This window comes from Microcoleus sp. B3-D2, from assembly GCF_036705345.1.
Classification (GTDB): domain Bacteria; phylum Cyanobacteriota; class Cyanobacteriia; order Cyanobacteriales; family Microcoleaceae; genus Microcoleus.
On record NZ_JAUBUG010000050.1, the window covers coordinates 2,704 to 28,823 of the forward strand.

Consider the following 26,120-nt stretch of genomic DNA (forward strand, 5'->3'; position numbering starts at 1 on the left):
AGGCGATCGCCCTTTCTATATTCTCTCCCCTGTCTCCCTTGATTCTGTCACTGTAAGCATTTGCCAAATTATTTTGACTCCTTGCCCAATATTCGGGAAAAGCTGGGCGGGTGTAAACTTGTAAAGCAACTTCATAAAAGGCGATCGCCCTTTCTATATTCTCTCCCCTGTCTCCCTTGATTCTGTCACTGTAAGCATTTGCCAAATTATTTTGAGTCCCAGCCCAATCTTGGGGAAAAGCTGCGCGGGTGCGAACTTGTAAAGCAGCTTCATAAAAGGCGATCGCCTTTTCTATATTCTCACCCCGTTCTCCCTTGATTCTTTCACTATATTTAACACCTAAACTATTTTGAAACCTTGCCCACTTTTCTGAGTAAGCTTCGCGAGTAAAAAGAGTTAATCCTATATCCAAACAAGCAATCGCAATCTCTATGTTGCTTGCCCGACTGCCTTGCTGAAGACTTGAAAATGTTAGATTTAAATTGTATAAAATATTAGCAAGATTGTATGCTTGGTCTGCATCCAAGTTTTCCCGATTTTGAGTTGCCCACTCTCGCAGATATCGGGCAAAATCATCGTCTAATAATTCGAGATTGGCTTGCAGGATGGCGGTTTGTTCGTCTCTGGGACAGGTGAGGAGAGATTCAATCAGGGTGAGATAGGCTTGGTGGCGTTCTTCGTTCATTTTTTACTACCCATGTTTGGGATATTGTACTTTTTTTACGCCGGAAAAACCAGGGATTTTTGCACAATACCTTTACCCAGATTTTGTAGGGGCGGGTTTTACCAACCATATCTAACGAATACCAACAATCTAGATAAACCCGCCCCCCACCACCGATCGCCCACATCAACCTGGAATTTGCATCGCATCGGAAAATGTAGGTTGGTATTTTTCTTTGGGTGGGGGCGGGTTTTCGAGATTGTCGATTATTGACGATTATGGTTGGTGAACCCGCCCCTACAAGCACCATGTACATTGTGATTTATGGTTGGGTGGGGGCGGGTTTATCAGATTGTCGATAATTGGCAATTATGGTTTGTAAAACCCGCCCCTACAGTTTCCCCGAAATCACCTGATCCGACTAATTACCCCAACCCTTCAACTAACAGATTGCGAGCACTTTCCAACGCTTCCTGCAACTTACTTGCATCGCGTCCCCCAGCCTGCGCCAAATTCGGACGCCCGCCGCCTTTTCCGCCGCAAATTTGAGCAATTCCCCCGATAAACTTGCCAGCTTGCAATCCTTTTTTATTGACTTCAGGACTAAAAGCGGCCACCAAACTTACCTTGTCCGGTTCAGGAATTGATGCCAAAACAACCGCAGCATTTCCTAACTTTTGCTGCAATCTTTCCGCCGCAGTTTTCAGCGCTTCTGTATCCACATCACCCAATTGAGCTACAATGATTTTGAATTCGCCGAGATCCTCAGCCGCACTCAGCAACTGGTCGGATTTCGCGATCGCCAATTCCGACTTCACAGCAGCCAAATGTTTCTGAGTATCCTTCAACTCATTCTGCAAATTAGTAATCCGGTTCGGCAATTCTTCAGGCTTCGCCTTAAATCGATCGCCCAAATCGCGCACCACCTTATCGCGCACATTCAAATAGTCCAAAACAGCTTGACCGGAAACCGCTTCAATCCTGCGAGTTCCCGCTGCTACCCCCGCTTCGGAAACAATCTTAAACAGCCCGATTTCTGCCGTATTGCTGACGTGAGTTCCGCCGCACAATTCCATCGAAACGCCGGGAAAATCGATCACCCGCACCACATCGCCGTACTTCTCGCCAAACATCGCTGTCGCGCCTTTTTCCCTCGCAAGGGCGATCGGCATTTCTGCAACGACCGCAGCGTGCGCCTCAGCAATCCAACTATTAATTAAATCCTCAATTTTCAGCAACTCTTCTGCTGTGACAGCGCGCGGAGAATTGAAATCAAACCGCAATCTTTCTGACGATACCAGCGAACCAGCTTGCGAAATCGAATCGTCCACAATTTTCCGCAAAGCTGATTGTAATAAGTGAGTTGCTGTGTGGTTAGCCTGAATTCGGCGGCGACCGCTATTGTCTATTTTCGCAGTAATACTATCGCCAACTCTCAGCGTTCCCCGTTCCACAAAGCCGAAATGCACGAAGAAATCCGATTCCTTCTTCACATCATCAACTCTTACCAACAAACCCTCTCCATTCTCTCCCTGAATGCTGCCGTTCAAATAACCTTTATCCCCAATTTGTCCGCCGGATTCTGCATAAAATGGCGTTTGGTTCAAAACAACTTGTACCTCAGTACCCGCCGCTGCTTCCTCCACCGATTTGCCGTCAACCAAGATAACTTCCACCTCAGCTAAACTCGACAATTCAGCATAACCGACAAACTCAGTTCCCTGGATTGTTTCAGCCAACTTATCCAAAGAACCCTGCACGGTCAAATCGATTGTTTGGCGAGCATCTTTAGCCCGAGTTTGCTGTACCTTCATCGCCTCTTCAAAGCCGTCCAAATCCACAGAAATTCCCTGTTCCTCAGCAATTTCTTGAGTCAGTTCTAAGGGGAAACCGTAGGTATCGTAAAGAGTGAAAGCATCTTGACCGCTGATTTGTTGGTTGGTTTGCTGTTTTGTGCGATCGACAATTTCCTCCAGCAGCTTCTCTCCGCGTTCCAAAGTCTTGAGAAACTGCGCTTCTTCCCTTGCCAATTCCGCCTTAATTTGAGCTTCCCGCTGCCGCACGTTCGGATAAGCAGCTTCCGAAAGGGCGATCGCACTTTCAGCCACCCGCACTGTAAATTCGCCCTGAATTCCAATCAGTCGCCCGTGGCGCACCACCCGGCGAATCAACCGCCGCAAAATGTAACCCCGACCAACATTCGACGCGCGAATTTCGTCCGCAATCATGTGCACCACAGCCCGAATGTGATCGCCAATTACTTTCAGCGAAACCTTGACTTTTTCATCGCTATTGTGGTAATCAATCCCGGCAATTTCCGCCGCCGATTGAATGATCGGAAAAATCAAATCTGTTTCGTAATTATTGGGGACTTTCTGGAGGATTTGCGCCATCCGTTCCAGTCCCAAGCCAGTATCAATATTTTGATTTTGCAGCGGTGTTAAATTGCCCTCTGCATCTTTATTGTACTGCATGAAAACCAGGTTGTAGAATTCAATAAACCTGCTATCATCTTCGAGGTCAATATTGTCGCCTCTCTCTGGGTGGAAATCATAGTAAATCTCCGAACACGGGCCGCAGGGGCCAGTCGGGCCGGATTGCCAGAAATTGTCATCTTCTCCCATGCGCTGAATGCGATCGCCCGGAATGCCAATTTCATCGCGCCAAATCGCAAAAGCTTCGTCATCTTCTCGGAAAACACTAACAACCAAATTCGACGCTGGTAAACCGAAAACTTCCGTCGAAAGTTCCCACGCCCAGGCGATCGCCTGTTTCTTGAAATAATCCCCGAAACTGAAGTTACCCAACATTTCAAAAAACGTGTGGTGGCGGGCGGTGCGGCCGACGTTTTCGATGTCGTTGGTGCGGATGCACTTTTGAGAAGTGGTGGCGCGCGGTGATTCGGCGGTGCGCTGTCCGAGAAATATCGGCTTGAATTGTAGCATTCCGGCGATCGTCAGCAACACTGTCGGATCTTCGGGCACTAAAGAAGCACTCGGCAAGATTTTATGTCCCCGCTGGGCATAAAAGTCGAGGAAGGTTTGGCGGATTTGGCTGCCACTGAGAAACTTAGGAGAAATAGACATGGCAAAAACACTTAAGTATGTAAAGATGTAGCAACAATAGAATTTATAGGACTTACGCACGGGTGTCCAGAAACCGGGTTTTTCTACCAAAATACTTGCTTAAAATCCTCAATCTCGGTAGAAAAACCCGGTTTCTTTGTTCGGAGCGCGTGAGTGCTAACTTACATCTATTTGGAGATTCATATCATTATACTTAGTAATGTAAAGACCTATCAAGTTTTGCAAATAGTGCTTTACTCCTCCGAAAGGCCATGCTAACTTAATAATAGACACCGGGACAGGAAGAGAAAGGAGGTCGCTATATTTAGAAAGAAAGTTCGAGGATATAGACATGGTGTCTCCGGTCTAGATTCCCAGGCGCAGCAGAAATTAACCGAACACAACTTGGAATAGTGGCGAACTGCCCATCGAGCAGTCAAGCCAAACCGCAGTCAAGTCAGACTTAGTTGTGGTTGCGGATTAACAGTAAAGCTGCACAAGTTGTAAACCCTAGTAAGTAACAGTTCTCAATCGGAAACACATCTCGTTTGTTAAAAAAAACAAAGCTCTCATATTATTGGGTCTGATCGCTGTCGATCGGGCCCTACGCTTTTTTATAGGGCGATCGCAGGAGGAGAGGCTTCGAGGGGGAGAGAGGGCAGAGTTCGAGTGTGTAAATGCTTTGTGCTCAAAGGCAACATCCCTGGGAGTCGATCGGCGATCGGTGCAGCTTTTGAGTTATATATTATATATAATGGGATGTGGAGCAAGCCCGCCCGCTGTTTGCCGGGACTCAAGCGCTGTGATATGAGGCACGGTCAAGATGCGATATCCTTGAGGATGTCAGTAGAAGACATTAAAATCTACCCCGCTGTCCTGTATAGCAGCAAATCTACGCTTCTCTGAGCTTGGTGCAAGGCAAGGATAGCAAACCGCCATTTTTGGTGACAAGACCAGGCTCAAAAATTTGAATCTCAGGATATTTAGAGTCAAAACTCTCAAAAATCCCATCCCCGACGCAGGGGTGAGAGTTCAAAAAATAAAAGCCCGCACACTCAAAAAAGCTAGTGCCACCAACAACGCTAGTAAATCACTAGCACAGTTCTTAAACTCACAATTTCCGGAGATTCCAGGTGCAAGTATGGCCGAAATAACTAAAGAAGAAATGCGCGAACGGCTGGGAAATATCGACCAGATTCGCGATATAATTTTTGGAGCGCAGCTTAGAGAATACGATAATCGCTTCGATAAAATAGATTCCGAATTGTCCATGATGCAGCAAGATATGCAAGCTCGCATCGAACAAGTGAAGACAGTTCTGTCTGCAGAAATGAAGGTGGCCGTTGATTCGTTAGAAAAGAAAGTTAAATCGCTCACCTCAAACACGCAAGAAGAAAGCGCAGACATCCGTCAGCAAGTCGATCGCGTTAACCGCAAATTCTCCAGCAGCATTGAAGCCCTCGACGAGGCTATTGACAATCAAACCCGTTCGCTTCGCGACGAACTCTCCCAAACCAGAGAGCGACTATCTGAAGAAACCCGCACTTTGAAAACACAGGTTTTTGAAGAACTAGACCGTCGCTTTTCTATGCTCAGAGATGTTAAAGTTTCTAGAGACGACATGGCAGAAATTCTGTTTGAACTCGGTATGAGGCTCAAAGGAACAGAATTTGTACCCGAACTTAAAGGCGTTGCGGATAATAAGTTAAATACCGAATTTCTGTTGCCGGAGCGCCACCATAACGGATAATAACGCATGGCTTTACCGAAAGAAAATCCGGCTGACGAAAATGAGTTAGAGGGTTTTGTTTCTCAACCTGACGAGTCTGCTGCCGATGCAGCAACCCAGCTAGAACCCTTGCTGAATCTGTTAGTCGATCTCAAAATTATTGCAGGTTCCAACCAGCAAAATGCAGAGCCCGAAGATGACAGCAGTGGCGAAAATAATCAAGCTGGGGCCCTCGGCGGGTTGATGGATTTGTTAGGTATTTCTGAGCAAGCGCCAGAGGAAGTTGCAGCGAGTGTAACCGAAACTGGGGACGATCGCCAACCCCAGTCTGGCGATGCCCCGCCTGTTGCAAACGAGTTCAAAAGTTTGCTATTCGCTACTCACAAACTCAACACTTCAGAACTGGAAAAAGACTATTCCTCAGCTAAAACTATAGATGTTTCCGCGATCGGCCAGCCGGACTTGGAGGAATCAAAGCCTGTCGAAGAGTTGTCTAACTTGACAATGAAAGATTCTCTACAGGAAGTACAGGCTCAAAAATCCCACGGGTTCGATCGGCATTTACAGGATGTTTCCGCTTCCGAAACCGAGTCAAAATCCTCGGAAATTCCCCATAATCCCATAGTTTCCACAGTATCAGAGCCACCAGCAACTGCATATTTAGATCCGGTGGTTACTTCTTCGCTTCAATCGATGCCAAACTTGGTAGAACAGCCGACAACGATATCGCAGCCAGCAGAAATATTAGGTCAAATTAAACAGGACTTAAATGAAGCCGACAGCGCGATGGAAAGGCTGCAAAGTCTAATTTTCGGCTCCCAAATGTCGGATATCGAGCAAGTGAAAATTCTGCTGGCAGAAAACGATTTGCCGGGGGTGCGCCACCTGATGGCAAGCATCGACGATAAATTAGGAAAACTGGAGCACCAAATCTACGATCCCCAAGAGTTGATTGAGTTGATGCTGCCTTGGATCGCAGAAATTCTCAGCCGCAAAATTGCCGATTCCAGAGAAGAAGTTGTCAAGGCGATCGGGCCCATTATTGACGAAGTGATTAGGGCAAAAACTGTCGAAAACAAGTCAGCAATGAGTGCGGCAATAGCTGAGCTGCTTCCCGACGCACTTGCTCAACAAATAGTGAATTCGCCAGCGGATATTGCTAAGGCGATCGCCCCAGAAATCGGTCTGGCAATTAAAGAGCAAATTCGCCTCGACCAAGAGTCGATCGCCCAAGCCCTCGCCCCGGAAATGGGCAAAGCGATTACAGCCCAAATAAAACTCGAACGCGACTCTATGGTGGATGCGCTCTATCCCGTAATTGGCAGTACAATTTCCCGATACATGGCAGAAGCTATCAAGACAATCAATGAAAAAGTGTCAAATGCCATCAGCGTTGAAGGATTGAAGAGAAAAATTAGCTCCAAAGTACAAGGAGTCTCCGAAGCTGAATTAATCCTCAAAGAATCAGTACCCTTTACCGTCCAAGCAGCATTCTTAATTCACAAAGCATCAGGCTTGATAATTTCCGAATTTCAAAACTCAGAAAGCTACCAGTTAGAATCAGAAATGGTAGCAGGAATGCTCACAGCTATTCGCAGCTTTGTTAACGAGTGCATCGTGCAGCCGGGAGAATCTTCCGAACTAAATCAAATTGAATACGGCGACTCAAAAATTCTGCTAGAAGTAGCGGGATATTGCTACATGGCAGTCGTGATTAAAGGAGAACCGCCAAACTTGTTCATCAACAAACTGCGACAAACCGTTACTAATCTCATTCTTAATTATGCTAAATTAATTCACGAGTTTAACGGCGATCCCGGTACTATACCTGAGTCCCTGCACCCGTACATAAAAAGTTTATTCGACCCGCTGCAAAGGGAAAAATCAACAAAACCCCCGATCGCCCTAGCGGCTATCAGTTTAGCCGCCTTGAGCTTAATCTTAGTACCTTGGGGAATTTATCAGTACCGCAGCAGCGTTGAGCGTCGCCTCGAAGCAAATGCCATCGCAGCTTTAGCCTCGACTCCAGAATTAGCAGTTTACCGCTTAGATGTTGCAGTTGATGGCAAAACTTTAAAGCTAAGCGGTAAGTTGCCAAATCAAGAATTGCGGGCACAAGCTGCAAAAATAGTCGCATCAACTGCACCGAAATTGCAATTAGATAATAGAATTATAGCTGTAGATGTCCCCCCCGATCCAGTTTTGACGGCGGCTGAAGTGCAGCGGATTACTGCCGTTTTGAACCAGAAAGATGGCGTTTCTATTTCTAGTGGGTATGGCGATCGTAAAGTGACTGTAGAGGGTACCGTTAGAGACGGTGCAGATGCACAGAAAATAGCTCAGTCCCTGAAGCAAATTCCCGGTGTTCAGTCGGTCATCAGTACGATTAAATTAGAGCCGCTGAAAATTACAAGCCGCATTTACTTCCAGCCAGGAACGACAACATTAGACCCTACATACGGAGAAATCATCGCCAGTGTCAAAAAATTCATGGATCAATATCCTCAAAAACAGATTAAGATAATTGGGCACAGCGATCGAACTGGGGAAATTGCTACAAATCAACAGTTGTCGCTGAGGCGTGCCGCAGCAGTGCGAGATGCTTTAGTGCGGCAGGGTGCTGACCCAAAGCGCCTCCAAACGGTTGGCATCCCCAATCCTCCTGCCGACGTGGAACCCAACCAACCGCGACTTTTAAGCAGATGCGTGGTATTTGAACCAATAACTAAGACCATAAACAGTAAATAATTATGTCAGTTACTATATCTAAAAAAATGTGTATGATCGGCGATTTTGGCGTTGGCAAAACCAGCCTGATCCGCCGTTTTGTCGATCGGCAATTCAGCGACCAATACCTCTCCACCGTGGGAGTAAAAATTTCCAGCAAAATCGTAGAATTAGAAGGGGTAAAACAGCGGGAAAACGTGACTGCAAAGTTGCTGATTTGGGACTTAGAAGGGCATACAAAATTCAAAGGAATTGCACCGACTTACTTGCAGGGAGCTAGCGGTGTTTTAATCGTTGCCGATGTCAGCCGCTCCGAAACAGTTGAGCGAATCTCCGAACACATTCAGCTTTTTTCTTCAGTCAACCCTAAAGGCTCAATTATCGTCGCTTTGAACAAAGTAGACTTGATTGACGAGGAAAAATTAGCGCTGCTAGTGGAAATATCCCATTCGATATGTCAAGACAAAGTAATAGCAGTTTACACGACATCTGCTAAAACAGGCAAAGACGTGGACGAAATTTTCTCTAAACTAGCTTACACAATGATAGAACCAGTATGAACCCCCTTTTAAGAAAGTTATTGAACCCGCGACAAATAGAGTATTTTGTAGTAAATCACCATTTCATCATTCAGGAAACCTCCGCCAAAGTGCAGCATTATGCCGATACTCCGGGCGACGCGATACCCGGTGCAGATGCTCGCATGAGTTTTCCCGAACTGATTGGCATTGAAAATATCCTCATGTCTATCATTATGGGACGGCTGCCGGGTTTTGAAGTCAAAGGTATCGCTCGGTTTGGCGACCAAAACCGCCCTTTATACTTTGATATGTTAGCTATCAAACATGAAGACGAACATGAAGATGTGCCAAATAAATTGCTAATTTTGATTGAAGATACTACCGAAAAGATGGTGATGAAGCAATCGTTGATTCAGAGCGCGAATGAAGCTAATCTTTTGGTGAGCGCCTTAGCGGCTTCTAAAGATTATATAGATAAAGTTATTCGTTCGATGGGCGATGCGTTGTTGGTGACAACAACATTAGGAACTATCAAAACAATCAATCAATCGGCACAATGGTTATTTGGGTATAGCGAAGCAGAATTTATCGGCAAACCCCTGTCTTTAATATTAGTCGAAGAAACATTAATTTACCAAGCTCGCCACCGCTATATTTTGTCTCAGAAAGAGCTGCGTAGAGAACTGGAAGTAATCTGCACTACTAAAGCAGGAGAAGAAATTTGGGTAGAATTTTCCTGTTCGGCAATTCAGACAGAATTAGAGGGACTTTACGATTTCATTTATATAGGCAGGGACATCACAGAACGCAAACAACAAGAAATAGAAATTCGCCGCTCTTTGGCAAAAGAGCAAGAACTCAGACAGGTAAAATCTCGTTTTTTCTCGATGATTGCTCACGAATTTGGCAATCCTTTAAATACAATATTATTTGCTACTAAAATCCTCCAAGACTACGGCGACGAAATCACCCACGAGGAAAAACAAGACTACCTCGGACACGTTAAATCCGCATCTAAACACATGGCTCAGCTATTAGATGACGTGCGGTTGCTCAGCAGCGCCGAAGCCGGAAAACTCGAATTCTATCCCGCACCAGTTGACTTAAAAAAATTTTGCAGCGAGTTAGTAGAATCAATTAAAATTAGTTCGGGAAAAAATCATACAATTAACTTTATTTATCAAGAATTAGTTACGCCCGCTAAAAAATATGATACCGACTCGCAGGAAACGCAACAGTTGCCCGCACTAGATCCAAAATTGCTGCGGCACATCTTGACAAATTTGCTGTCAAATGCTGTCAAATATTCGCCTCTCGACAGCCATATTTATTTTGAATTAAATTGTCAGAATAATGAAGAAGCTAAATTTAAAATTAAAGATGCAGGCATTGGCATTCCTCTAGAAGACCAAGAACAACTCTTTGAATCTTATTATCGAGCCAAAAATGTCGGAAAAATACCCGGTACAGGACTGGGTTTATCCATAGTCAAGCAGTGTGTAGACTTGCACGGAGGTCAAATCGAATTTTCCAGCGAGATCGGGTTAGGCACTACCTTTATAGTCAGAATTCCCTTTGAGAAACAGAGATAAATAGATTGATTTTCGATTCTTCGATACACAGGGCGCATTCACTACTAAGAATCTCACATGAAAACCTTGTTAAAAAAACTGTTAGTTCCCCACCACTTGGAGTACCTAGCACTGGATAAAAATTTTTTAATCCAAGAAATCTCTCTGCAAGTGCAGCGGTTTGCCGACTCTCCCGACGAAGTAGTCGCCGGCAACGATGTCCGCATTCCTTTTCCCGAATTAGTGGGAACTGAAGAAATTTTAATCGATATTTTTGAAAATCGTTTGCCAAATTATGAATTAAAAGCGATGACGCGACTATTAGAAAATGGTTCGCGACTTTATTTTGATATGTATATCGTGGATTTCACCAATGACGATACTTATCAGAGATTAATTATATTTTTTCAAGACGTAAGCGACAGGATGGCTTTAGAACAAACTCTAGTGCAAGCTACCAATGAAATGGATATTTTATTGAGTACCTTAGCGGCTACTAATAATTATGTTGAAAAAATTATTACTTCAATGGCCGAAGTTTTGTTGGTAACAACAGCCTCGGGAAAGATTAAAAAAGTCAATCAAGCGGCTCAAGATTTGTTCGGTTACAGCGAATCAGAATTAGTAGGCCACCAAATAGACGCTCTTGCTGCTGTTGGCTCCTCTTTGCAAGCAGTCAGCCAAGAGGAGCCTCAGCAATCTCAAACTAACGCCGAATTAATTTGCACGGCAAAAACCGGAGAAAAGCTCACAGTTTCGTTTTCTTGTACGGCGATTTCGACTGATATTAAAGGCGTTTCTGGCTCTGGGCCCGCCCTTCAAGATTTAGTGTACATCGGCCGCGATGTCACAGAGAGACAGCGGGCCCGCAAGCGACAATTAACTCAGTACATCACCACTCGCATCCTGTCGGCATCCGAAACAATCAAAAAAGCTATAGCAGCAATTCTCCCCGTAATTTGCGACAGCTTGGGATGGGATACAGCCGAACTTTGGATGCCCGAAGCTGGGGAAAAACTGCTGTCAGAAACTAAGAGAATAACTGCGGTTTCCGACCCCAATTTGCTTCGCTGCGTCGCCACTTGGACAAAACGCTCAGTTTCTATCCCCAAATTTGCTGAATTTACCGAACAAATGACTTGTGCGTTTGGCGAAGGTTTACCCGGTTTCGTTTGGGCCAGCGGTTCCTCTCAGTGGATTGCCGATGTCGCAAAAAGCGACAGTTGTATGCGCCGCGAAATCGCTGCTGAAGAAGGACTGCACGGAGCTTTTGGTTTCCCAATTTGGGGCGACTACGACCCTGAAAATTCTGCAAAGTCTGTGTTGGGGGTGATGATTTTCTTCAGCCGCGAAGTACAGTGTTTTGATGAAGAATTGCTCCAGATAATGGCAAACATCGGCAGCCAACTCGGTCAATTTATCAAGCGCAAACAAGCGGAAATAGCTTTGCGGGAAAGCGAAGAACAACTGCGAGACTTATTTGAAAATGCTACTGACTTAATTCAAAGTATAGGAGCAGACGGTCATTTTTTGTATGTAAATCGAGCTTGGCGGGAAACTCTGGGCTACACCGAAGCAGAAATTGCTCAAATGACTGTTTTTGATATCATTCATCCGAACAGTTCCCCAGAGTCTCTGGACATATTGTACCAAGCAATTAGCAATAAAACTGCTAAGGAAAATACATTGTATCCAGACTCTATTCAAGTAATTTTTATTACTAAATATCACGAAAAAATTTTGCTAGAAGGCAGCATAAGCTGTAAATTTGCCGCAGGTTCGCTAGTAGCTATTCGCGCTATTTTGCGAGATATTACTGCTCGAAAAATGACCGAAGACGCCCTAGCAAAATCTGTGTCCTTACTGCAAGCAACTTTTGATTCAACTGCGGACGGTATTTTAGCTACTGACAGGAGCGGAAAAATCGTCACTTTCAATCGAGAATTTGTGGAAATGTGGCGCATACCTAACGAAGTGATGGCGCTGCGAGACGACGCCACAACGATCGCCTTTGTCCTAAACCAACTCAAAGACCCCCAAGCATTCCAAGAGAGAATAGAATCGCTTTACGATCAGCCAGAAGCCGAAAGTTACGATTTGTTGGAATTTCAAGACGGCAGGTTTTTTGAACGCTATTCGCAACCGCAGCGGCTGGGAGATAAAATTATCGGCAGAGTCTGGAGTTACCACGACATTACGGAACGCAAGCAAGCAGAAGATGCCCTGCGGGAAGAACAAGAAAAATCCGAAAAGCTGCTGTTAAATATCTTGCCCAAGGCAATAGCAGAACGCCTCAAGCAAAACGAAACTACTATTGCCGAATACTTTCCGGAAGTGACTGTTTTGTTCGCCGACATTGTGGGGTTTACTGCTTTGTCTGCTGTCATGAATCCGATCGACCTTGTGGAGATCCTAAATAAGATTTTCTCAGGATTCGACCTTTTGTGCGAACGGCACGGTTTAGAGAAAATCAAGACCATCGGCGACGCATACATGGCAGTAGGAGGACTGCCTGAACCCAGGGCAGACCACGCAGATGCGAGCGCCCAAATGGCCCTAGATATGCAAGCTGAAATAGCCCGATTTAATGCTAGGCATAATCAATATTTTAGCATCCGTATCGGCATTCACAGCGGCCCGGTTGTTGCAGGAGTAATTGGTATAAAGAAGTTTATTTACGATCTATGGGGCGACACGGTAAATATTGCTTCCCGCATGGAATCTCACGGTTTACCTTGGCGGATTCAAGTGAGCGAAACTACTTATAATTTATTGGGACACAAATATTTGTTTCAGGAGCGAGGAATGATTGAAGTTAAAGGCAAAGGGGAAATGAAAACTTATCTGCTTATTGGTATAAAATAAGGCAGCTCATCAGTCATCAGTCATCTGGCTGATGACTGAAAGTATTGCTAAAGTTAATTAGCAATACTTTTTGATCGAGACTAATGGAACTTGCTAATTTGTCGGCAAATTTACGATCGCCCGACGAAGCTGTCGATCGCCACCCTGCCACGGTTGGGCCCTCGACTTCGCTCGCAGAGGCGATCGCCCTGATGCGTCAGACGAGCAACCCTTGCCCACTGCCTAATTCACCTGTATTTCCCGACTCAAACGAAACTGTAAAAGCATCGATTAGTTGCGTCTTAGTTGTCGATGAAAATCAGCTAGTCGGACTGCTAAGCCCGGAAGATGTGCTGAACTTAGCCGCCGCCGAATACGGATGGCAAGGCATGAAAGTTGCCGACGCAATGACGCGGAATTTAATTGTCTTACAAGAATCAGAATTTACAGATATTACTACAGCATTCAAGCTATTTTGTCAATACTCGCTCGATTGCTTGCCAATTGTAGATGAACGGGGTCAGCCAGTAGGTATAGTCAGCGAAACAAGGATTCGTCCAGCAATGTATAGCTGGATCGAGGCACTGAATCAAGAAGTAGCAAAACTCCAGGAACGATGCGAACTGTTAGAGGGCAATTGTGAACTAGAAAAAGTCAGCGATCGCCAAAATGTCGAAAATGCCATGCGACAGAGCGAGGCGCGCTACCTGGCGATTGTGGAAGACCAAACCGAACTGATTTGCCGCTACCTCCCAGACGGTAAAATAACTTTTGTCAATCAAGCTTACTGCCGTTATTTCGGCGTGCAGCCGTTCGACTTACTCGGCAAATGCTTCATGTCGCTGCTCCCAGAAGCAGACCGAGAAATTTTTCAAGAGCAATATACTTCTGTGTCTCCCGACAACCCTATTTTTACCTGCGAACACCGAGTAATTTTGCCGAGCGGGGAAATTCGCTGGCAGCAGTGGATCGATCGGGCGATATTCGACGAGAGCGGACAAATCGTCGAGTATCAAGCAGCAGGCCGGGATGTCACGGATCGCAAACAAGCAGAAATCGCTTTGCAGCAGCTCAATGCAGAGTTAGAACTGCGAGTGCAGCAGCGGACACAATGGTACGAAATGGCAGTATCGGCTGGCAAAGTGGGGGTTTGGGACTGGAATTTGGAAACCGGCGAAATCTACATTGCTCCGTCTTTGAAAGCTTTGTTGGGCTATCAGGACGCAGAGATTCCCAACTGCAGGGAAAATTGGGCGTCTCACGTTCATCCCGACGATCGAGTTGCAGTCGCCGAAGCCGTAAATGCTTATCTAGAGGGTTTGACAGAAATTTATGAAGTAGAACACCGGATGGTGCGTAAAGACGGCAGCATTTGCTGGATACTTGCCCGCGGCAGCGCGATCCGATCGGCTTCTGGCAAGGCCTTCCGCCTGACTGGCACTGACACCGACATTACCGATCGCAAATTGACCGAAGAAAAACTCCAAAAATCCGAAGCCGAACTGCTAGCGCTGTTTAACGCCATGACGGATATCGTCCTGGTTTTCGACGCAAGCGGGCGCTACCTCAAAATCGCTCCCACTGCTCCCGAACTGCTGTACAAACCGGCTCCTGAAGTGCTGGGCAAAACCGTCGCCGAAATCTTCCCAGAAGCGGAAGCTAATTTTGCCCTGACCCACATTCGCCAAACCTTAGCATCTGGGCAAACCCACAGAATTGAATACAGCATGGAAATTGGCTGCAAATTATTTTGGTTTGATGCCAGTATTTCGCCGCTGGAGCTCGATCGGGTGATGTGGGTCGCCCGAGACATTACCGCTCGCAAACACGCAGAAGCTGCACTGCAAAAGAGCGAGGAAAAGTTTCGCAACTTATTTGACGATGCTCCGATCGCGCTTGGTTTGGCAAGCGTGCGCGACTACCGCACGATCAAAGTGAATGAAGCTCACCGCCAGATGTTGGGCTACAGCGATTCGGAGTTGGCTACCATGACTTTTACTGAACTCACGCATCCAGAAGATTTACAAGCAGATGTGGAGCAAGTCAAGCAGTTGGTCGAGGGCAAGATTTCTCGCTTCCAAAGGGAAAAACGCTTGATTAAGAAGAATGGGGAGCTGATGTGGGCAAACTTGACGGTGACGCTGATCCGCGATCGCGAGGGCATTCCTCTCTACAGCATGGGGGCGATCGAAGATATCAGTTATCGTAAGCGAGCAGAAATGGAATTTCAGCAGTTAAAAGAACGCCTGCAATTTTTACTGGGTTCTAATCCGGCGGTAATTTTTACAGCCGCACCGATGGGGGACTTTTGTACTACTTACATCAGCGACAATGTTCAGACAATCGTTGGCTACGACCCCCAAGAATTGTTAGCAGATTGTAAATTTTGGTCGAGCAGGATTCACCCGGAAGATCGGCCACAATTTCTAGTAAATTTTTCGGATTTGTCCGAGGAAAAAAATTGCATTTGCGAGTACCGTTTTCTACACCAAGACGGAATTTACCGTTGGCTAAGGACGGAACTAAAACTATTGGTTGACAGCATGGGCATTCCGATCGAAATTATTGGTTATGCCGCTGATATCAGCAATTCTAAATACGCCGAAATCGCTAGGGGGCAGCAGTTCGACCAAGAACGCCTTGTGGAGGCGATCGCCCGTCGTGTCCGCCAGTCTTTGCAATTAGAGGAAATTCTCAACACCACGGTTGCGGAACTCCAGCAAGTCTTGTTAGCCGATCGAGTTTTGGTTTATCAAATTTTACCCAAAAGGGGCGGACGAGTCATTGCTGAAGCCGTGGCAGAAGGATGCAGCCAACTCCTGGATAGATATTTTGGCGAAGAGGTTTTTCCGCCTGAAAGTTATCAGCTTTATCTGCAAGGGCGAATTTCTGCGATCTCCGAACTAGATGACCCCTGCATTACACCTTGTGTGATTGAGTTTATGAAACAAATTCAAGTTAGGGCAAAGTTAGTAGTGCCGATTATTCAGCACAGCCAGCTTTGGGGATTGCTGATCGCCCACCAATGCGATCGCTCTCGTGATTGGCAAGAATCGGAAATGAATTTATTTCAGCAGTTGGTGAATCAATTGGCGATCGCGATTCAGCAATCTCTACTTTACCAGCAACTGCAAGCTGAACTGAGCGATCGCAAACAAGCGGAAGCAAATTTGAAAAACTCCCTCAGAGAAAAAGAAATTTTGCTCAAAGAAATTCACCACCGCGTCAAAAACAACCTTTGCGTAGTTGCGAGTCTGTTAGAATTGCAATCGAACACAGTTGCCGACCCGCAAGTCAGCAAAATGTTTGAAGAAAGTCAGAATCGCCTTTATTCTATGGCTCTGATTCACGAAAAACTGTACCGCTCGACTAACCTGGCTCAAATTAATTTTGGCGAATATCTCGAAGATTTGGTAAGTAACTTGTTTCACTCTTACAATATTAGCAACAACCAAATTCAGTTGCAGGTATTAGCTGAGCCAATTTCCCTAAACCTTGAAACTGCTACTCCCTGCGGTTTAATTGCCAATGAATTGGTTTCAAATACCCTGAAACACGCTTTTCCTGATGGCACAACTGGTACAGTTAGTGTAGAATGCTATCAAACTGGCGATAAAGAAATTAACCTCTTAGTTAAGGACAACGGCATTGGCTTTCCTCAAAACTTAGATTTTCGGAAAACTCACTCGATGGGGTTTCAAGTTGTCTGCACTTTAACCGAGCAGTTAGAAGGAACCATCGAAATTTCCCGAGAATTGGGTACCTCCTTTCACTTAAAATTTAACGAGTTAAACTACTTTCAAAGATTGTAACAATATGAGTTTGACCGAAAACCCAATTAATATTTTGATTGTCGAAGACGAACTATTAATTGCTAAAAATTTATCCCCAAAATTAGAAAAATTGGGATATCAAATCGCCGATATCGTTTCTTCAGGAGCGGATGCCATCCAGCGCGCCCACGAACTAAGGCCCGATTTAATTTTAATGGATATAGTTATCAAAGGCGAGATTGACGGTATAGAAACAGCAGCAATAATCAATCAAGAATTAGATATACCAATTATCTATACAACTGCGTATGCCGACGACGCAACTTTGCAGCGAGCCGAAAATACTGGTTCTTACGGCTACCTGCTCAAACCTTTTAAAGAAAGAGAAATGCACGCCACTATCAAGATAGCACTGAGCAAACATCAAGAAGCAGTAGGTCTGAAAAAATTAATGGCATTAGCAGCAGAAAAAAGCGAAAATAGATCGCGCTTTATTTCTATGGCTTACCACGATTTAAACACTCCTTTAACAACCATACAGTTATCGGCGGAAATGCTAGAAGATAGCGACTCGCAGAGAACCCCCGGAACTAGCAATAAAAATGTCGATCGGATTAAAAGAGCCGTCAGTAATATGAGTGGGTTGCTGGAAGATATTTTAATGCTTAGCAAAGCAGAATCCGGCAAAATTTCCTTAAATTTAAATCAGATTAATGCGACGGCTTTATGCAATTCTATTTTAGAAGAACTGCAACCTATCGTCACCGACAAACACCTAGTACATTTCCGCAGTCACACAAATCCGCTGTACGCCAATCTCGATGCCAAACTACTGCACCACCTTCTGACTAATTTGCTTTCAAACGCCATTAAATATTCTCCAAACGGCGGCAAGGTAAGTTTAGACTTAAGCTGCGAAAACCAACAAATAATTTTGTGCGTTCGAGATGAGGGAATTGGGATGACACCGGAATATCAAGGAAAACTATTTCAGCAGTTTGAACGGGGTGGTAATGTAGGCAAGATTAAAGGATCGGGTTTGGGACTCTGCATTGTCAAACACATAGTTGACCTGCACGGCGGTACAATAAGTGTGGAAAGTGCGATCGACAAAGGTACTACATTTATTGTCGCGCTGCCTTTGTTAGTCAGTAATTAGTAGTCATCTATCCTTCTTCCTCCTTCCTTCTTCCGACTTCCATCGGACTGACATCCGTTACATCCGTTACAGAATCCGTTGCCGAACTTCCTTCTGCGATAAATCGATGGGGAGATAAAAGCTCGATCGCCCTATCTTCTTCTCCCCCCGCCACATTCGCAAATCGCTCAGCCAAAGCAGGTACAATCACCAAAGGATTGCTGAGACCAGAAAAAACGTGCAATCCAGGGCGATCGGCAATCGGCCCCACTACAGGCAAATTATCAGCGCTGAATGCCACACTACACTCGTGCCAAGTTGCAGGTAAACCTGCCAAATCAGGCAAAACCTTGCCGATTCCTGCACGAATTGCGGTTTCGCTGGTTTCGCGATCGATTTTAGCATTCAAATCGCTCAAAGTGCGCGACAATTGCCCGATCCGCAAACTCCCATCCTTAAACCCAATTGCACCCGAATCTAAAATCGGCGGCTGTAACTCTTTACCCGGTTCATCCCAAAGAAAATCCACCTCAATTTTACTCGATTCAGCTTCCAATTCAAAACGTTTTAATACCGCAGGCATCACCAAAGTCCTGAGTTTCAAATCCACAGGTGCAGTTTCCAAAATCTCCGTGCGAGTAAAATAAACTCCCACAGAAACACCAGCCGCCTTCAGCAAACTTCGACTCCAACCTCCAGCACAAACCACAGTATTTTCACAACGATAAATTCCCTGCGCCGTCTTGACTCCCGAAATCCGATTTCCCTCTTCTATAAACCCAATTACTTCAGCAAACTCTATCGTTCCTCCCAACCGTAGAAACCCTTGACAATAAGCTTTATTTGTGGCTGTCGGCGAAATGTGACCGTGGCGCACAGTCAGAGCTCCGGCGATCGCACTTTTATTCAGCAAAGGTTCCAACTCCCCCGCTTCTGCAACGCTCAAAAGCTGCGGAACAATCGCAAAATGCGCGTAATTAGACGCCACTTTTCCGGCATCACTGCCCGCATCAATTGTCAGCAACAAATCCCACTCGCGAAACTCAGTATCAGCCTCTAATTCCGCCGATAAATGGCGGTGGCGTTCGATACCTTCCCGACACAATTGACGAGTTAAATCAGTCGTTCCCGACCAATAAGCCAAGCCGCCATAACTAAAACGAGTAGCATTTTGCATGGTAGCATCTCGTTCCAAAAGCAGCACAGCAAAACCTTTTTTTGCCAGTTCGTAACTCAGTGCCGCACCCGTAATGCCACCGCCGACAACAATCCAATCGTAACTTTTCATGGGCAACTCAAAGGGAATGAAAATATCATGCTTAGATTTTAGCTTACGTTTTTTCGGCACCAATCGAAAAACCTCTACCTACAGGAAGAGGCTGCCTGCGATCGCCATAACTGAAACTTCCACCCGTCGGGAGATGTTTAGGTAGAGATATTTTTCGTTCAATAGTAGGAATTAGAGTCAGCAAAAAATTAGAAATACCAGAGAGGTTTTTATGAGTATCGACAAACCAGGCAAAGATATGGAGCGCACGGTCAATCCGGGCGATCGCATTTCCGATGAACCGCAAACCCTCGAAGAAAAAGCCCAGCAACTAGCGGTAGACCACGTGCCAGACATCACGGGCGATGTTGTTACAGTTCCAACTTATGTGATGGTAGAAGAAGCCGATGGGGAAAAGAAAGCCCTGCACCACGTTAAAGACGCCGATGAAATTTCCGACGTAATTCGCCAGGCCCGCGTTGACGAAAATGGCGAGCGGATTTGGGATTAAGTTCAATCCAATAAAAACGGCTTTGTTGTACAAAAGTTATCGTAGAAATCATGGAAACAAATCCCAGAAATAGTACGCCCTATCCCAATCTTCCGCCGATTCTCGAAAGTCTCGATACAGAGTATCGCGACGCCGGCATTACGAGTACGCTTTCAGTTGCAGGCCATCCCATCCACCCCATCATCGTCATCTTTCCGGTAGCCTTTTTAGTAGGAGCCGCGGGTACGGACATCGGTTATTGGCTCACAAGCGATCCGTTTTGGGCGAGAGCTTCGGTTTGGCTGATGGGGGTCGGTTTTGCTGCGGGGATTTTGGCAGCAATCACGGGCTTTTTAGATTTTTTCAAAGTTAAAAGAGTGCGCGAGCGCAGTGCCGGTTGGTTACACATGGGCGGCAATGTGGCGGTTATGGTACTTACCCTGATTAACCTGGTGTTGCGCCAAGGAAATCCGGCTGAGCCGATCGTATATACAGGTTTAGCAATATCGATCGTCGTTGCAACCTTGCTGGGCATTACAGGCTGGTTCGGCGGCGAACTAAGTTTTCGCCACAAAATCGGCGTCATCGGCCCTAGCAGTCATAATTCCTAGGTTTCTGACCATTTGTAGTAGGGACTTCAGTCCCTCTTCATTGGATAATTTAGGACTAAAGTCTTGACTACAAACTTAAAGATTGTCCCAGCCAATTCAGATAAGCATGGCTGCCAGCGATAATAGGAATAGCAATAATTTCGGGAACTTCATAGGAATGGAGTTCCTGAACTTTTGTTTTTAAAGCCTCAAATTTAGCCAAATCAGTTTTAATCACCAACTGCCACTCTGACTCGGCATGAATCTCGCCTTGCCAAGTATAAATAGAGCGCATTGGCGACAAACTCACACAAGCAGCCAGCTTGTGTTCAACTAGAGATTTCGCGAGATTCTCCGCCTCCGCCTCGGATGCAGCAGTTACCAGCACCACCCCAAAATTAACAGTCATAACGATTTTAGATTTGAGATTAAAGAATTGATTTCAACAGAAAACATTGAGCGTAATCCTTTGTAGCTACACGGCAATGCCTTGTCCGGCGCGGATATGTACCACTTTTAATAATTTTAGTTACCGGATTTAATCGATCGTGTCGCATCTAAATTTTACAGTCAAGTTGGAGGAAATTATTGTGGGGAGTAGGGGTTGGGCGGGCATCCCGCCCAAAAATCCAATTCAGATACGCAATTACCAATTCTCCACTTCCAAATTCCCCCTTTCCCATTACCCATTTTTAATTTCCGTAACATCCCAAGAATTGACTCTGCCAGCCCCAGCTAAGGAAAAATAGCGCCTAGTAGATTCCGGCAAAATAGCGCCCGCCAACAAAGCATTATCTAAATTAGCTCCTATTAACGTCGCCTCGCTCAAATCTGCTGCAATCAAATCTGCTTGACACAACTTTGCCCAATTCAGATTTGCCCCTCTCAAACAACTTCCCCTCAACTTAGCCCCGGTTAAGTTTGCACCCGCCAACTTCACCCCACGCAACTGAGCCGCACTGAAATTCGCCCCCGCCAAATTCGAGCCTTCCAAATTAGCTCCCATTAGTTTAGCTTCACTCACGTTGACGCCGCTCAAATCTACACCGCAGAGATTCACCCCTGTCAACTGCGCTCGCCGCAAACTGACTCCGGTTAATTGAGCTCCAAAAAGTTTTGCACTATTGAGCTTTGCACCGTAAAGGTTGGCCCACTTAAAATTAGCTGCCGTCAGATTTGCGCCCAGCAAGTTAACTAATTGCAAGTCGGCGCTGCACAAATTGGCATTCCACAACACAGCACCGCGCAGGTTGGCGCCAGTTAAAGTTGCGCCACTTAACTGTGCTCTCGGCAATTTTGCTTTTACCAAAAAAGCTCCACTCAAATTAGCTTTTGTCAAATCTGCACCTGAGAGTTGGGTTTCACCCATTTTGGCAAAACTCAGATTTGTTCTGTGCAGCAGTGCACCTTTGAGGGTTGCTTTGGTGAGAAACGCCCTGCTGAGGTTCGCCCCGGAAAGATTAGCTCGCGAAAGGTTGACTCCGATTAAGATTGCTCCGCTGAGATTTTTCCCGCTGAGGTCGGCTCCAGTAAAGTCTCTTTCTCCTTTTTCGTAATTGTTTAGCAGTTCACTAACTTCCATAGGGCATCATACCTTCTATGATTGGGGGGTTTCGATCCAGAAATCTTTACTGTTAATGTTCTTTCAGAAAGGAAACTGTTTCAGAAAGGAAACTGTTTTAGCGTTTGCCTCAAACGGTATAAATTTCATTAACATGACTTCCTGTTTAAAGGCAATCTCTTAATAAAGATTTTATATCTTCCACGCGGTAGCGATCGCGCTTTCGGTATTTTTGAATTAAAAGTTAATGTTTGTTGACAGAGAAACTCCTGGCTTAAGGATCGACCGTAATTCGCAACTTCAGGCGCAGCGTGCCCTTGAACCCAGCAGGAGGTTGCCAGGAACTCATGGCTCTCTGGAGAGTCTCTACGGCGTCTGTTGCTTGCAGCGTTGAGGTTTTAGTGTCGATCGCCACTCGGGCAACGCGGCCGTCTTGTACCGATAACTCCCACACCGTTTCACCGCTAACCCCCGCCGGGAGATTAACCGATTGCAGGTATTGAGTCAAAGCGGCGAGTGCCCCGGCATCCAACCCTTCGGCGCTAACTACTTGAAGGCGAGAAGCCAAAGGCTTCTGGGGTTGCAACTCACCGTAACCGGGCTGCCGCGGCACAGGAGCTGGACTCACGGGTGCCGAGTTGCGATTCGAGGTAACGCTGCGAGAGCCGCCTCTAGTTGGCTCTGCCCCCTCCGACTGGAAAATACCTTCATAGCTGACACCCTGCGGCAATTCCACAGGCACTTGCACTCGACGACGAGTTCCATCTGCTTCGACTCGCACTTCTTCGCTCACAGCCACAAAAGCCGTGTATTCCGACAGCAAGCGATAAGTCAGAGCAGTATTAGTCACAGCTTCCACCAGAGATTTAGTCTCACCACCAAACATTTGATTCATTAAATCTTTAATGCGCGATCGCCCCCAAAGTTGAGCTACCGCCGGATTGCCAAAATCCGTAGTGCCTGCTGCGACTGAAGTTGACTCCCGCTGCCGCCCGCCGGATTGAGCAAAATTAACAGGTAAAACTTGCTCGTAAGCTTTGCCGCCCGCAAGAGTGCCGCGGATGCGAAGTTGGCCGGAGGCTCGATCGGTCTTTTTGCCAAACAAAACCAGCGGCCCACTCGCAAACAAGTCTGGGGGTGCGATCGGATAAATCTGCGGTTTTTCCCCCATTCCTTCCCAACTAATTTTAATATTAGTCAATACCGGACTATTAATTTCACGAAAAAATTTTTCTGCCGCTTCTGCCGACGGTTCATCTTGACGAATTACCTGAGAAGTGCCTCTTCCCACTTCCGCCAAACGGTTAATCAAAAACCGATTCACAGAACCGCCGACACCAAAACTATAAAGTCGATTTCCCGGTTTCAGACTCCGCTGAACCAGAGCCAGCACTTCATTTTCATTACCAATGTAACCGTCAGTAATTAATACAATACTCCGCAGCCTTCCCGTTGCCGCAGCCGGAAATTTCATCACTGTTTGAATGCCGTTAAGCAATTCACTGCCACCGTTAGCCTGCAACTTTTCGATATAATTAATTGCTTTTTGTCGATTTTCGGGAGTATTTGCTAAAGGAGTTGTTGAAAGCGCTGTCGCAGTATTGGCAAAATCAATAATAGTAAAAGTATCGTTGGGATTCAGCCCTTGAATGAATCGGCGCATCAACTCCTTAGATTTTGCCAGCGGTTCGCCCTGTTGAGAACCGGAAGTATCCATCAGAAACACGACATCTTTGGGTACAATTTCATTAGTTTTGTAGTTTAATGCCGGAATCAGATAAGTAGCAAAATGACCGCCCCGCTTGTCCGATTGAGTCAAAATAGTTGCCCGAGTATTTTCGCCCGCGACTCGATAGCGCAGAATTAAATCTTTATTGGGAATTGTGTCAGAATTGGCTAATTGGACTTGTACAATATTGCCGCTGCGGTCAGTTGTAATTTGATGCGAAGTAGAGCGGACATCACCGATCGCAACTCCGGCATCTATTTCTACCGAAACAGCGATATTGTGACCCGATCGCGTTCCCGGAGGCAAAACAGGCGGGTTAATGCGATCGGCACCAGAACTATAGCCCCCCCTTGCTAAGGGGGGGTTGGGGGGGATCGTATTTCCCGAAATATAGCGGGGCCCTACCACCATGGGAAACACAAATTCATAATCGCCGCCGGCAAACTTGAGACTTTCGGTGTAGCGAATCGTAACTTCAATTTTTTCTCCCGGTTTGATATTAGCGAGAGACTGAGTAAAAATATTGGATCGTTCTTGTTCCAACAAACCAGCAGTCCTGCCTTGCTTTCTGGCTTGTTCGTAAATTTCCAAAGCTTCCTCGCGCAGTTTGATATCAGCTTTAATAGTGCGTGAGCCTATTTTAATTTCCATATCGTCCACCGCCGCTTCGTCGGGCAAAGGAAATATATAAACAGCTTCTATAGATTCAGGAAAAGGATTTTCAAACTTCTGAACAACTTCGACGCGGGAGATATTGCCAGCTATTTTTGCTTTAACTTCAGTCTGCTTGAGAGGAAAGACTTGTTCTGAGGTCGTATTTGGAGTTTTGACGAACAAACCGCCGACTGGACAGCGAGTTTCGGGCGATCGCGACCCATTGCAATTAACATCGTTACTAGCGAGGATTTTCGGCGACACAGACGAATAAATTTCCCCAGGAGCTTTTGCCCGCGCCGTATTTGGAGCGAGCCACGCGCCACACTCGATGGCTGCGAGCAATGCGATACCAGCAGAAAGCAACCGTTGAGGGGATAGAACGCAGACAAACTTCATAGCTGTTTTTTTTAGCAGACTTGAGGTGCTTTGTTTACCATGACTTTACGCTTCGCGAAACGTTCCTGAGTTAGCTTTATGGGAAAAATGACTGAGCGCGTAGGGCTGATTTTAGATTTTAGATTTTAGATTTTAGATTGACTCGCCTAGGGGCGGACTGGGCGCTGGAACTTGTGTCGAAGCCATGATTGCTCAGGGCGACTGCTGTCGCCGGCTTGCATCCGTATTTGGGTGAGGTCGGTTGGGGCGATCGTCCGCGAACCCAACCTAGAAGATTGTATGATAGTTAAATAATTAAATAACTCTAACCTCAACCTCTCAAGCTCTAATAAAGTGAAATTGCCATGAATTTTATTAACCCCAAAACCGACTTTGCCTTTAAAAAAATCTTTGGGTCTGCTGAGAGTAAGGACATTTTGATTAGTTTCTTGAATGCCATGCTCTACGAAGCACAGCCAGTCATCGAAGATTTAGAAATTATTGACCCTTATTTAGCTCCCAAAATCAAAGGAGTTAAAGATACTTACTTGGATGTAAAAGCTAAGATTGATGGCAACAAAACGGTAATTATTGAAATGCAAGTATTGAATGTAGAGTCATTTGAGAAGCGGATTTTATACAATGCCACTAAAGCTTATTCGATGCAGCTAACCACAGGAAGCCGTTACAGCTTGTTAAACCCTGTGATTGCTCTGACGATTACCGATTTTCAAATGTTTGAGAATCTGGAAACAGTGATTTCGCGCTTTGTTTTCAAAGAAAAAACTTTTTTAACCGACTATCTAGCTGATGAATTTGAACTTGTGTTTGTTGAATTGCCAAAATTTGATAAGACATTACAGGAGTTAGAAACGCTGACAGATAAGTGGATATATTTCATGAAAACTGCTCAAATTTTACGGTCAGTTCCCGAAGAGTTGGGAAATGTGCCGGAACTGCGGCAGGCTTTTGCAATTGCGAATGAAGCAAATCTCGATCCTGATGAATTGGAAGATTTAGAAAGGCGAGAAATTTTTATTCAAGACCAGCGCGGTGCAATTACCAAAGCTACCAGAATCGGGAGAGAACAAGGCATCGAACAAGGTATCGAACAAGGCATCAAACAAGGAAAGTTGGAGTTAATTGTGCGACTGTTGGAGCGCCGTGTAGGGCCGTTGTCGTCGGAGATTCAAACTCGCATCAGTCAGTTATCCGCTGAACAATTAGAGAATTTAGGAGAGGCCGTCTTAGAGTTGGCCAGCGTGTCAGATGTGACAGATCGGTTGCAGAGATATGTTTGAGGAAAGGAAAATAAGCCTTGGTGAAGGTGGTTTTCTCAGAAGATCGATAGCCCTTGACCGAAAGCATTCAGGATACAAGCCCCCGGATTCATCCGTCCAGAAATAAAAAACCTGTATC

General features: G+C 45.7%; 17 protein-coding genes. 11 read left to right on the forward strand and 6 right to left on the reverse strand.

The features are described from left to right. The coding region (locus QUB14_RS18985) for a tetratricopeptide repeat protein (RefSeq protein ID WP_333297279.1) at positions 1 to 685 on the reverse strand (685 nt) is incomplete at its 3' end. 404 nt (positions 686 to 1,089) lie between these two features. Beyond that, entirely contained in the window at positions 1,090 to 3,750 is a 2,661-nt protein-coding gene (alaS, locus tag QUB14_RS18990; RefSeq protein ID WP_333218599.1) for an alanine--tRNA ligase, read from the reverse strand. Between the two features lie 648 nt (positions 3,751 to 4,398). Here alaS and QUB14_RS18995 point away from each other — a divergent pair. The 8 genes from QUB14_RS18995 to QUB14_RS19030 all read left to right on the forward strand — a co-directional run bounded on the left by QUB14_RS18995 (position 4,399) and on the right by QUB14_RS19030 (position 18,053). Then, the gene (locus QUB14_RS18995; RefSeq protein ID WP_333218600.1) at positions 4,399 to 4,635 is read left to right on the forward strand and encodes a hypothetical protein; all 237 of its coding nucleotides are present in this window, start codon (positions 4,399 to 4,401) and stop codon (positions 4,633 to 4,635) included. Positions 4,636 to 4,870: 235 nt separating this feature from the next. After that, positions 4,871 to 5,479 carry a hypothetical protein gene (locus QUB14_RS19000; protein ID WP_333218601.1) on the forward strand — a complete coding sequence of 203 codons (609 nt, stop codon included), beginning with the start codon at positions 4,871 to 4,873 and terminating at the stop codon, positions 5,477 to 5,479. A gap of 6 nt (positions 5,480 to 5,485) precedes the next feature. Next, a complete protein-coding gene (locus tag QUB14_RS19005) occupies positions 5,486 to 8,206 on the forward strand; it encodes an OmpA family protein (RefSeq protein WP_333218602.1) in 2,721 nt (906 codons plus the stop codon). A 2-nt stretch (positions 8,207 to 8,208) separates the two neighbouring features. Continuing rightward, the gene (locus QUB14_RS19010) at positions 8,209 to 8,745 is read left to right on the forward strand and encodes a Rab family GTPase (protein ID WP_333218603.1); all 537 of its coding nucleotides are present in this window, start codon (positions 8,209 to 8,211) and stop codon (positions 8,743 to 8,745) included. Then, positions 8,742 to 10,298: a PAS domain-containing sensor histidine kinase gene (locus tag QUB14_RS19015; protein WP_333218604.1), complete on the forward strand. Its 1,557-nt coding sequence runs from the start codon at positions 8,742 to 8,744 to the stop codon at positions 10,296 to 10,298. Before QUB14_RS19010 ends, QUB14_RS19015 begins: the two co-directional genes overlap by 4 nt. 57 nt (positions 10,299 to 10,355) lie before the next feature. Beyond that, on the forward strand, positions 10,356 to 13,142 hold the full coding sequence (locus QUB14_RS19020; protein WP_333218605.1) for an adenylate/guanylate cyclase domain-containing protein: 2,787 nt from the start codon (positions 10,356 to 10,358) through the stop codon (positions 13,140 to 13,142). An 83-nt stretch (positions 13,143 to 13,225) separates the two neighbouring features. Further along, the gene (locus QUB14_RS19025) at positions 13,226 to 16,933 is read left to right on the forward strand and encodes a PAS domain S-box protein (RefSeq protein WP_333218606.1); all 3,708 of its coding nucleotides are present in this window, start codon (positions 13,226 to 13,228) and stop codon (positions 16,931 to 16,933) included. A 4-nt stretch (positions 16,934 to 16,937) separates the two neighbouring features. Next, the gene (locus QUB14_RS19030) at positions 16,938 to 18,053 is read left to right on the forward strand and encodes an ATP-binding protein (RefSeq protein ID WP_333218607.1); all 1,116 of its coding nucleotides are present in this window, start codon (positions 16,938 to 16,940) and stop codon (positions 18,051 to 18,053) included. Between the two features lie 7 nt (positions 18,054 to 18,060). Here QUB14_RS19030 and QUB14_RS19035 read toward each other — a convergent pair whose 3' ends face one another. Further along, positions 18,061 to 19,320 (reverse strand): FAD-binding oxidoreductase, encoded by a 1,260-nt coding sequence (locus tag QUB14_RS19035; RefSeq protein ID WP_333218608.1) that lies wholly within the window; start codon positions 19,318 to 19,320, stop codon positions 18,061 to 18,063. A 211-nt stretch (positions 19,321 to 19,531) separates the two neighbouring features. On the opposite strand from QUB14_RS19035, the gene QUB14_RS19040 reads away from it, so the two are divergent. Together QUB14_RS19040 and QUB14_RS19045 are read left to right on the forward strand one after the other, a co-directional pair. Beyond that, positions 19,532 to 19,810 carry a hypothetical protein gene (locus QUB14_RS19040; RefSeq protein ID WP_006635678.1) on the forward strand — a complete coding sequence of 93 codons (279 nt, stop codon included), beginning with the start codon at positions 19,532 to 19,534 and terminating at the stop codon, positions 19,808 to 19,810. A gap of 50 nt (positions 19,811 to 19,860) precedes the next feature. Continuing rightward, the gene (locus QUB14_RS19045) at positions 19,861 to 20,400 is read left to right on the forward strand and encodes a DUF2231 domain-containing protein (protein ID WP_333135351.1); all 540 of its coding nucleotides are present in this window, start codon (positions 19,861 to 19,863) and stop codon (positions 20,398 to 20,400) included. 67 nt (positions 20,401 to 20,467) lie between these two features. On the opposite strand, the gene cutA is transcribed toward QUB14_RS19045, so the two are convergent. The 3 genes from cutA to QUB14_RS19060 all read right to left on the reverse strand — a co-directional run bounded on the left by cutA (position 20,468) and on the right by QUB14_RS19060 (position 24,722). Beyond that, on the reverse strand, positions 20,468 to 20,788 hold the full coding sequence (gene cutA / locus QUB14_RS19050; RefSeq protein ID WP_333218609.1) for a divalent-cation tolerance protein CutA: 321 nt from the start codon (positions 20,786 to 20,788) through the stop codon (positions 20,468 to 20,470). A 273-nt stretch (positions 20,789 to 21,061) separates the two neighbouring features. Beyond that, the gene (locus QUB14_RS19055) at positions 21,062 to 21,961 is read right to left on the reverse strand and encodes a pentapeptide repeat-containing protein (RefSeq protein ID WP_333218610.1); all 900 of its coding nucleotides are present in this window, start codon (positions 21,959 to 21,961) and stop codon (positions 21,062 to 21,064) included. A 253-nt stretch (positions 21,962 to 22,214) separates the two neighbouring features. Beyond that, positions 22,215 to 24,722, reverse strand: a complete 2,508-nt coding sequence (locus tag QUB14_RS19060; RefSeq protein WP_333218611.1) for a VIT domain-containing protein — start codon at positions 24,720 to 24,722, stop codon at positions 22,215 to 22,217. 344 nt (positions 24,723 to 25,066) lie between these two features. Between QUB14_RS19060 and QUB14_RS19065 the strand changes: the two genes are divergently transcribed. After that, positions 25,067 to 26,002: an Rpn family recombination-promoting nuclease/putative transposase gene (locus QUB14_RS19065; protein ID WP_333218612.1), complete on the forward strand. Its 936-nt coding sequence runs from the start codon at positions 25,067 to 25,069 to the stop codon at positions 26,000 to 26,002. Positions 26,003 to 26,120: the final 118 nt, after the last annotated feature.

Coding starts and splice junctions, on each gene's coding strand:
- QUB14_RS19045 (WP_333135351.1), top strand. CDS start 19,861: ATGGAAACAAATCCCAGAAATAGTACGCCCTATCCCAATCTTCCGCCG.
- QUB14_RS19060 (WP_333218611.1), bottom strand. CDS start 24,722: ATGAAGTTTGTCTGCGTTCTATCCCCTCAACGGTTGCTTTCTGCTGGT.
- alaS (WP_333218599.1), bottom strand. CDS start 3,750: ATGTCTATTTCTCCTAAGTTTCTCAGTGGCAGCCAAATCCGCCAAACC.
- QUB14_RS19040 (WP_006635678.1), top strand. CDS start 19,532: ATGAGTATCGACAAACCAGGCAAAGATATGGAGCGCACGGTCAATCCG.
- QUB14_RS19035 (WP_333218608.1), bottom strand. CDS start 19,320: ATGAAAAGTTACGATTGGATTGTTGTCGGCGGTGGCATTACGGGTGCG.
- QUB14_RS19025 (WP_333218606.1), top strand. CDS start 13,226: ATGGAACTTGCTAATTTGTCGGCAAATTTACGATCGCCCGACGAAGCT.
- QUB14_RS19065 (WP_333218612.1), top strand. CDS start 25,067: ATGAATTTTATTAACCCCAAAACCGACTTTGCCTTTAAAAAAATCTTT.
- QUB14_RS19055 (WP_333218610.1), bottom strand. CDS start 21,961: ATGGAAGTTAGTGAACTGCTAAACAATTACGAAAAAGGAGAAAGAGAC.
- QUB14_RS19000 (WP_333218601.1), top strand. CDS start 4,871: ATGGCCGAAATAACTAAAGAAGAAATGCGCGAACGGCTGGGAAATATC.
- QUB14_RS19005 (WP_333218602.1), top strand. CDS start 5,486: ATGGCTTTACCGAAAGAAAATCCGGCTGACGAAAATGAGTTAGAGGGT.
- cutA (WP_333218609.1), bottom strand. CDS start 20,788: ATGACTGTTAATTTTGGGGTGGTGCTGGTAACTGCTGCATCCGAGGCG.
- QUB14_RS19010 (WP_333218603.1), top strand. CDS start 8,209: ATGTCAGTTACTATATCTAAAAAAATGTGTATGATCGGCGATTTTGGC.
- QUB14_RS19030 (WP_333218607.1), top strand. CDS start 16,938: ATGAGTTTGACCGAAAACCCAATTAATATTTTGATTGTCGAAGACGAA.
- QUB14_RS19015 (WP_333218604.1), top strand. CDS start 8,742: ATGAACCCCCTTTTAAGAAAGTTATTGAACCCGCGACAAATAGAGTAT.
- QUB14_RS19020 (WP_333218605.1), top strand. CDS start 10,356: ATGAAAACCTTGTTAAAAAAACTGTTAGTTCCCCACCACTTGGAGTAC.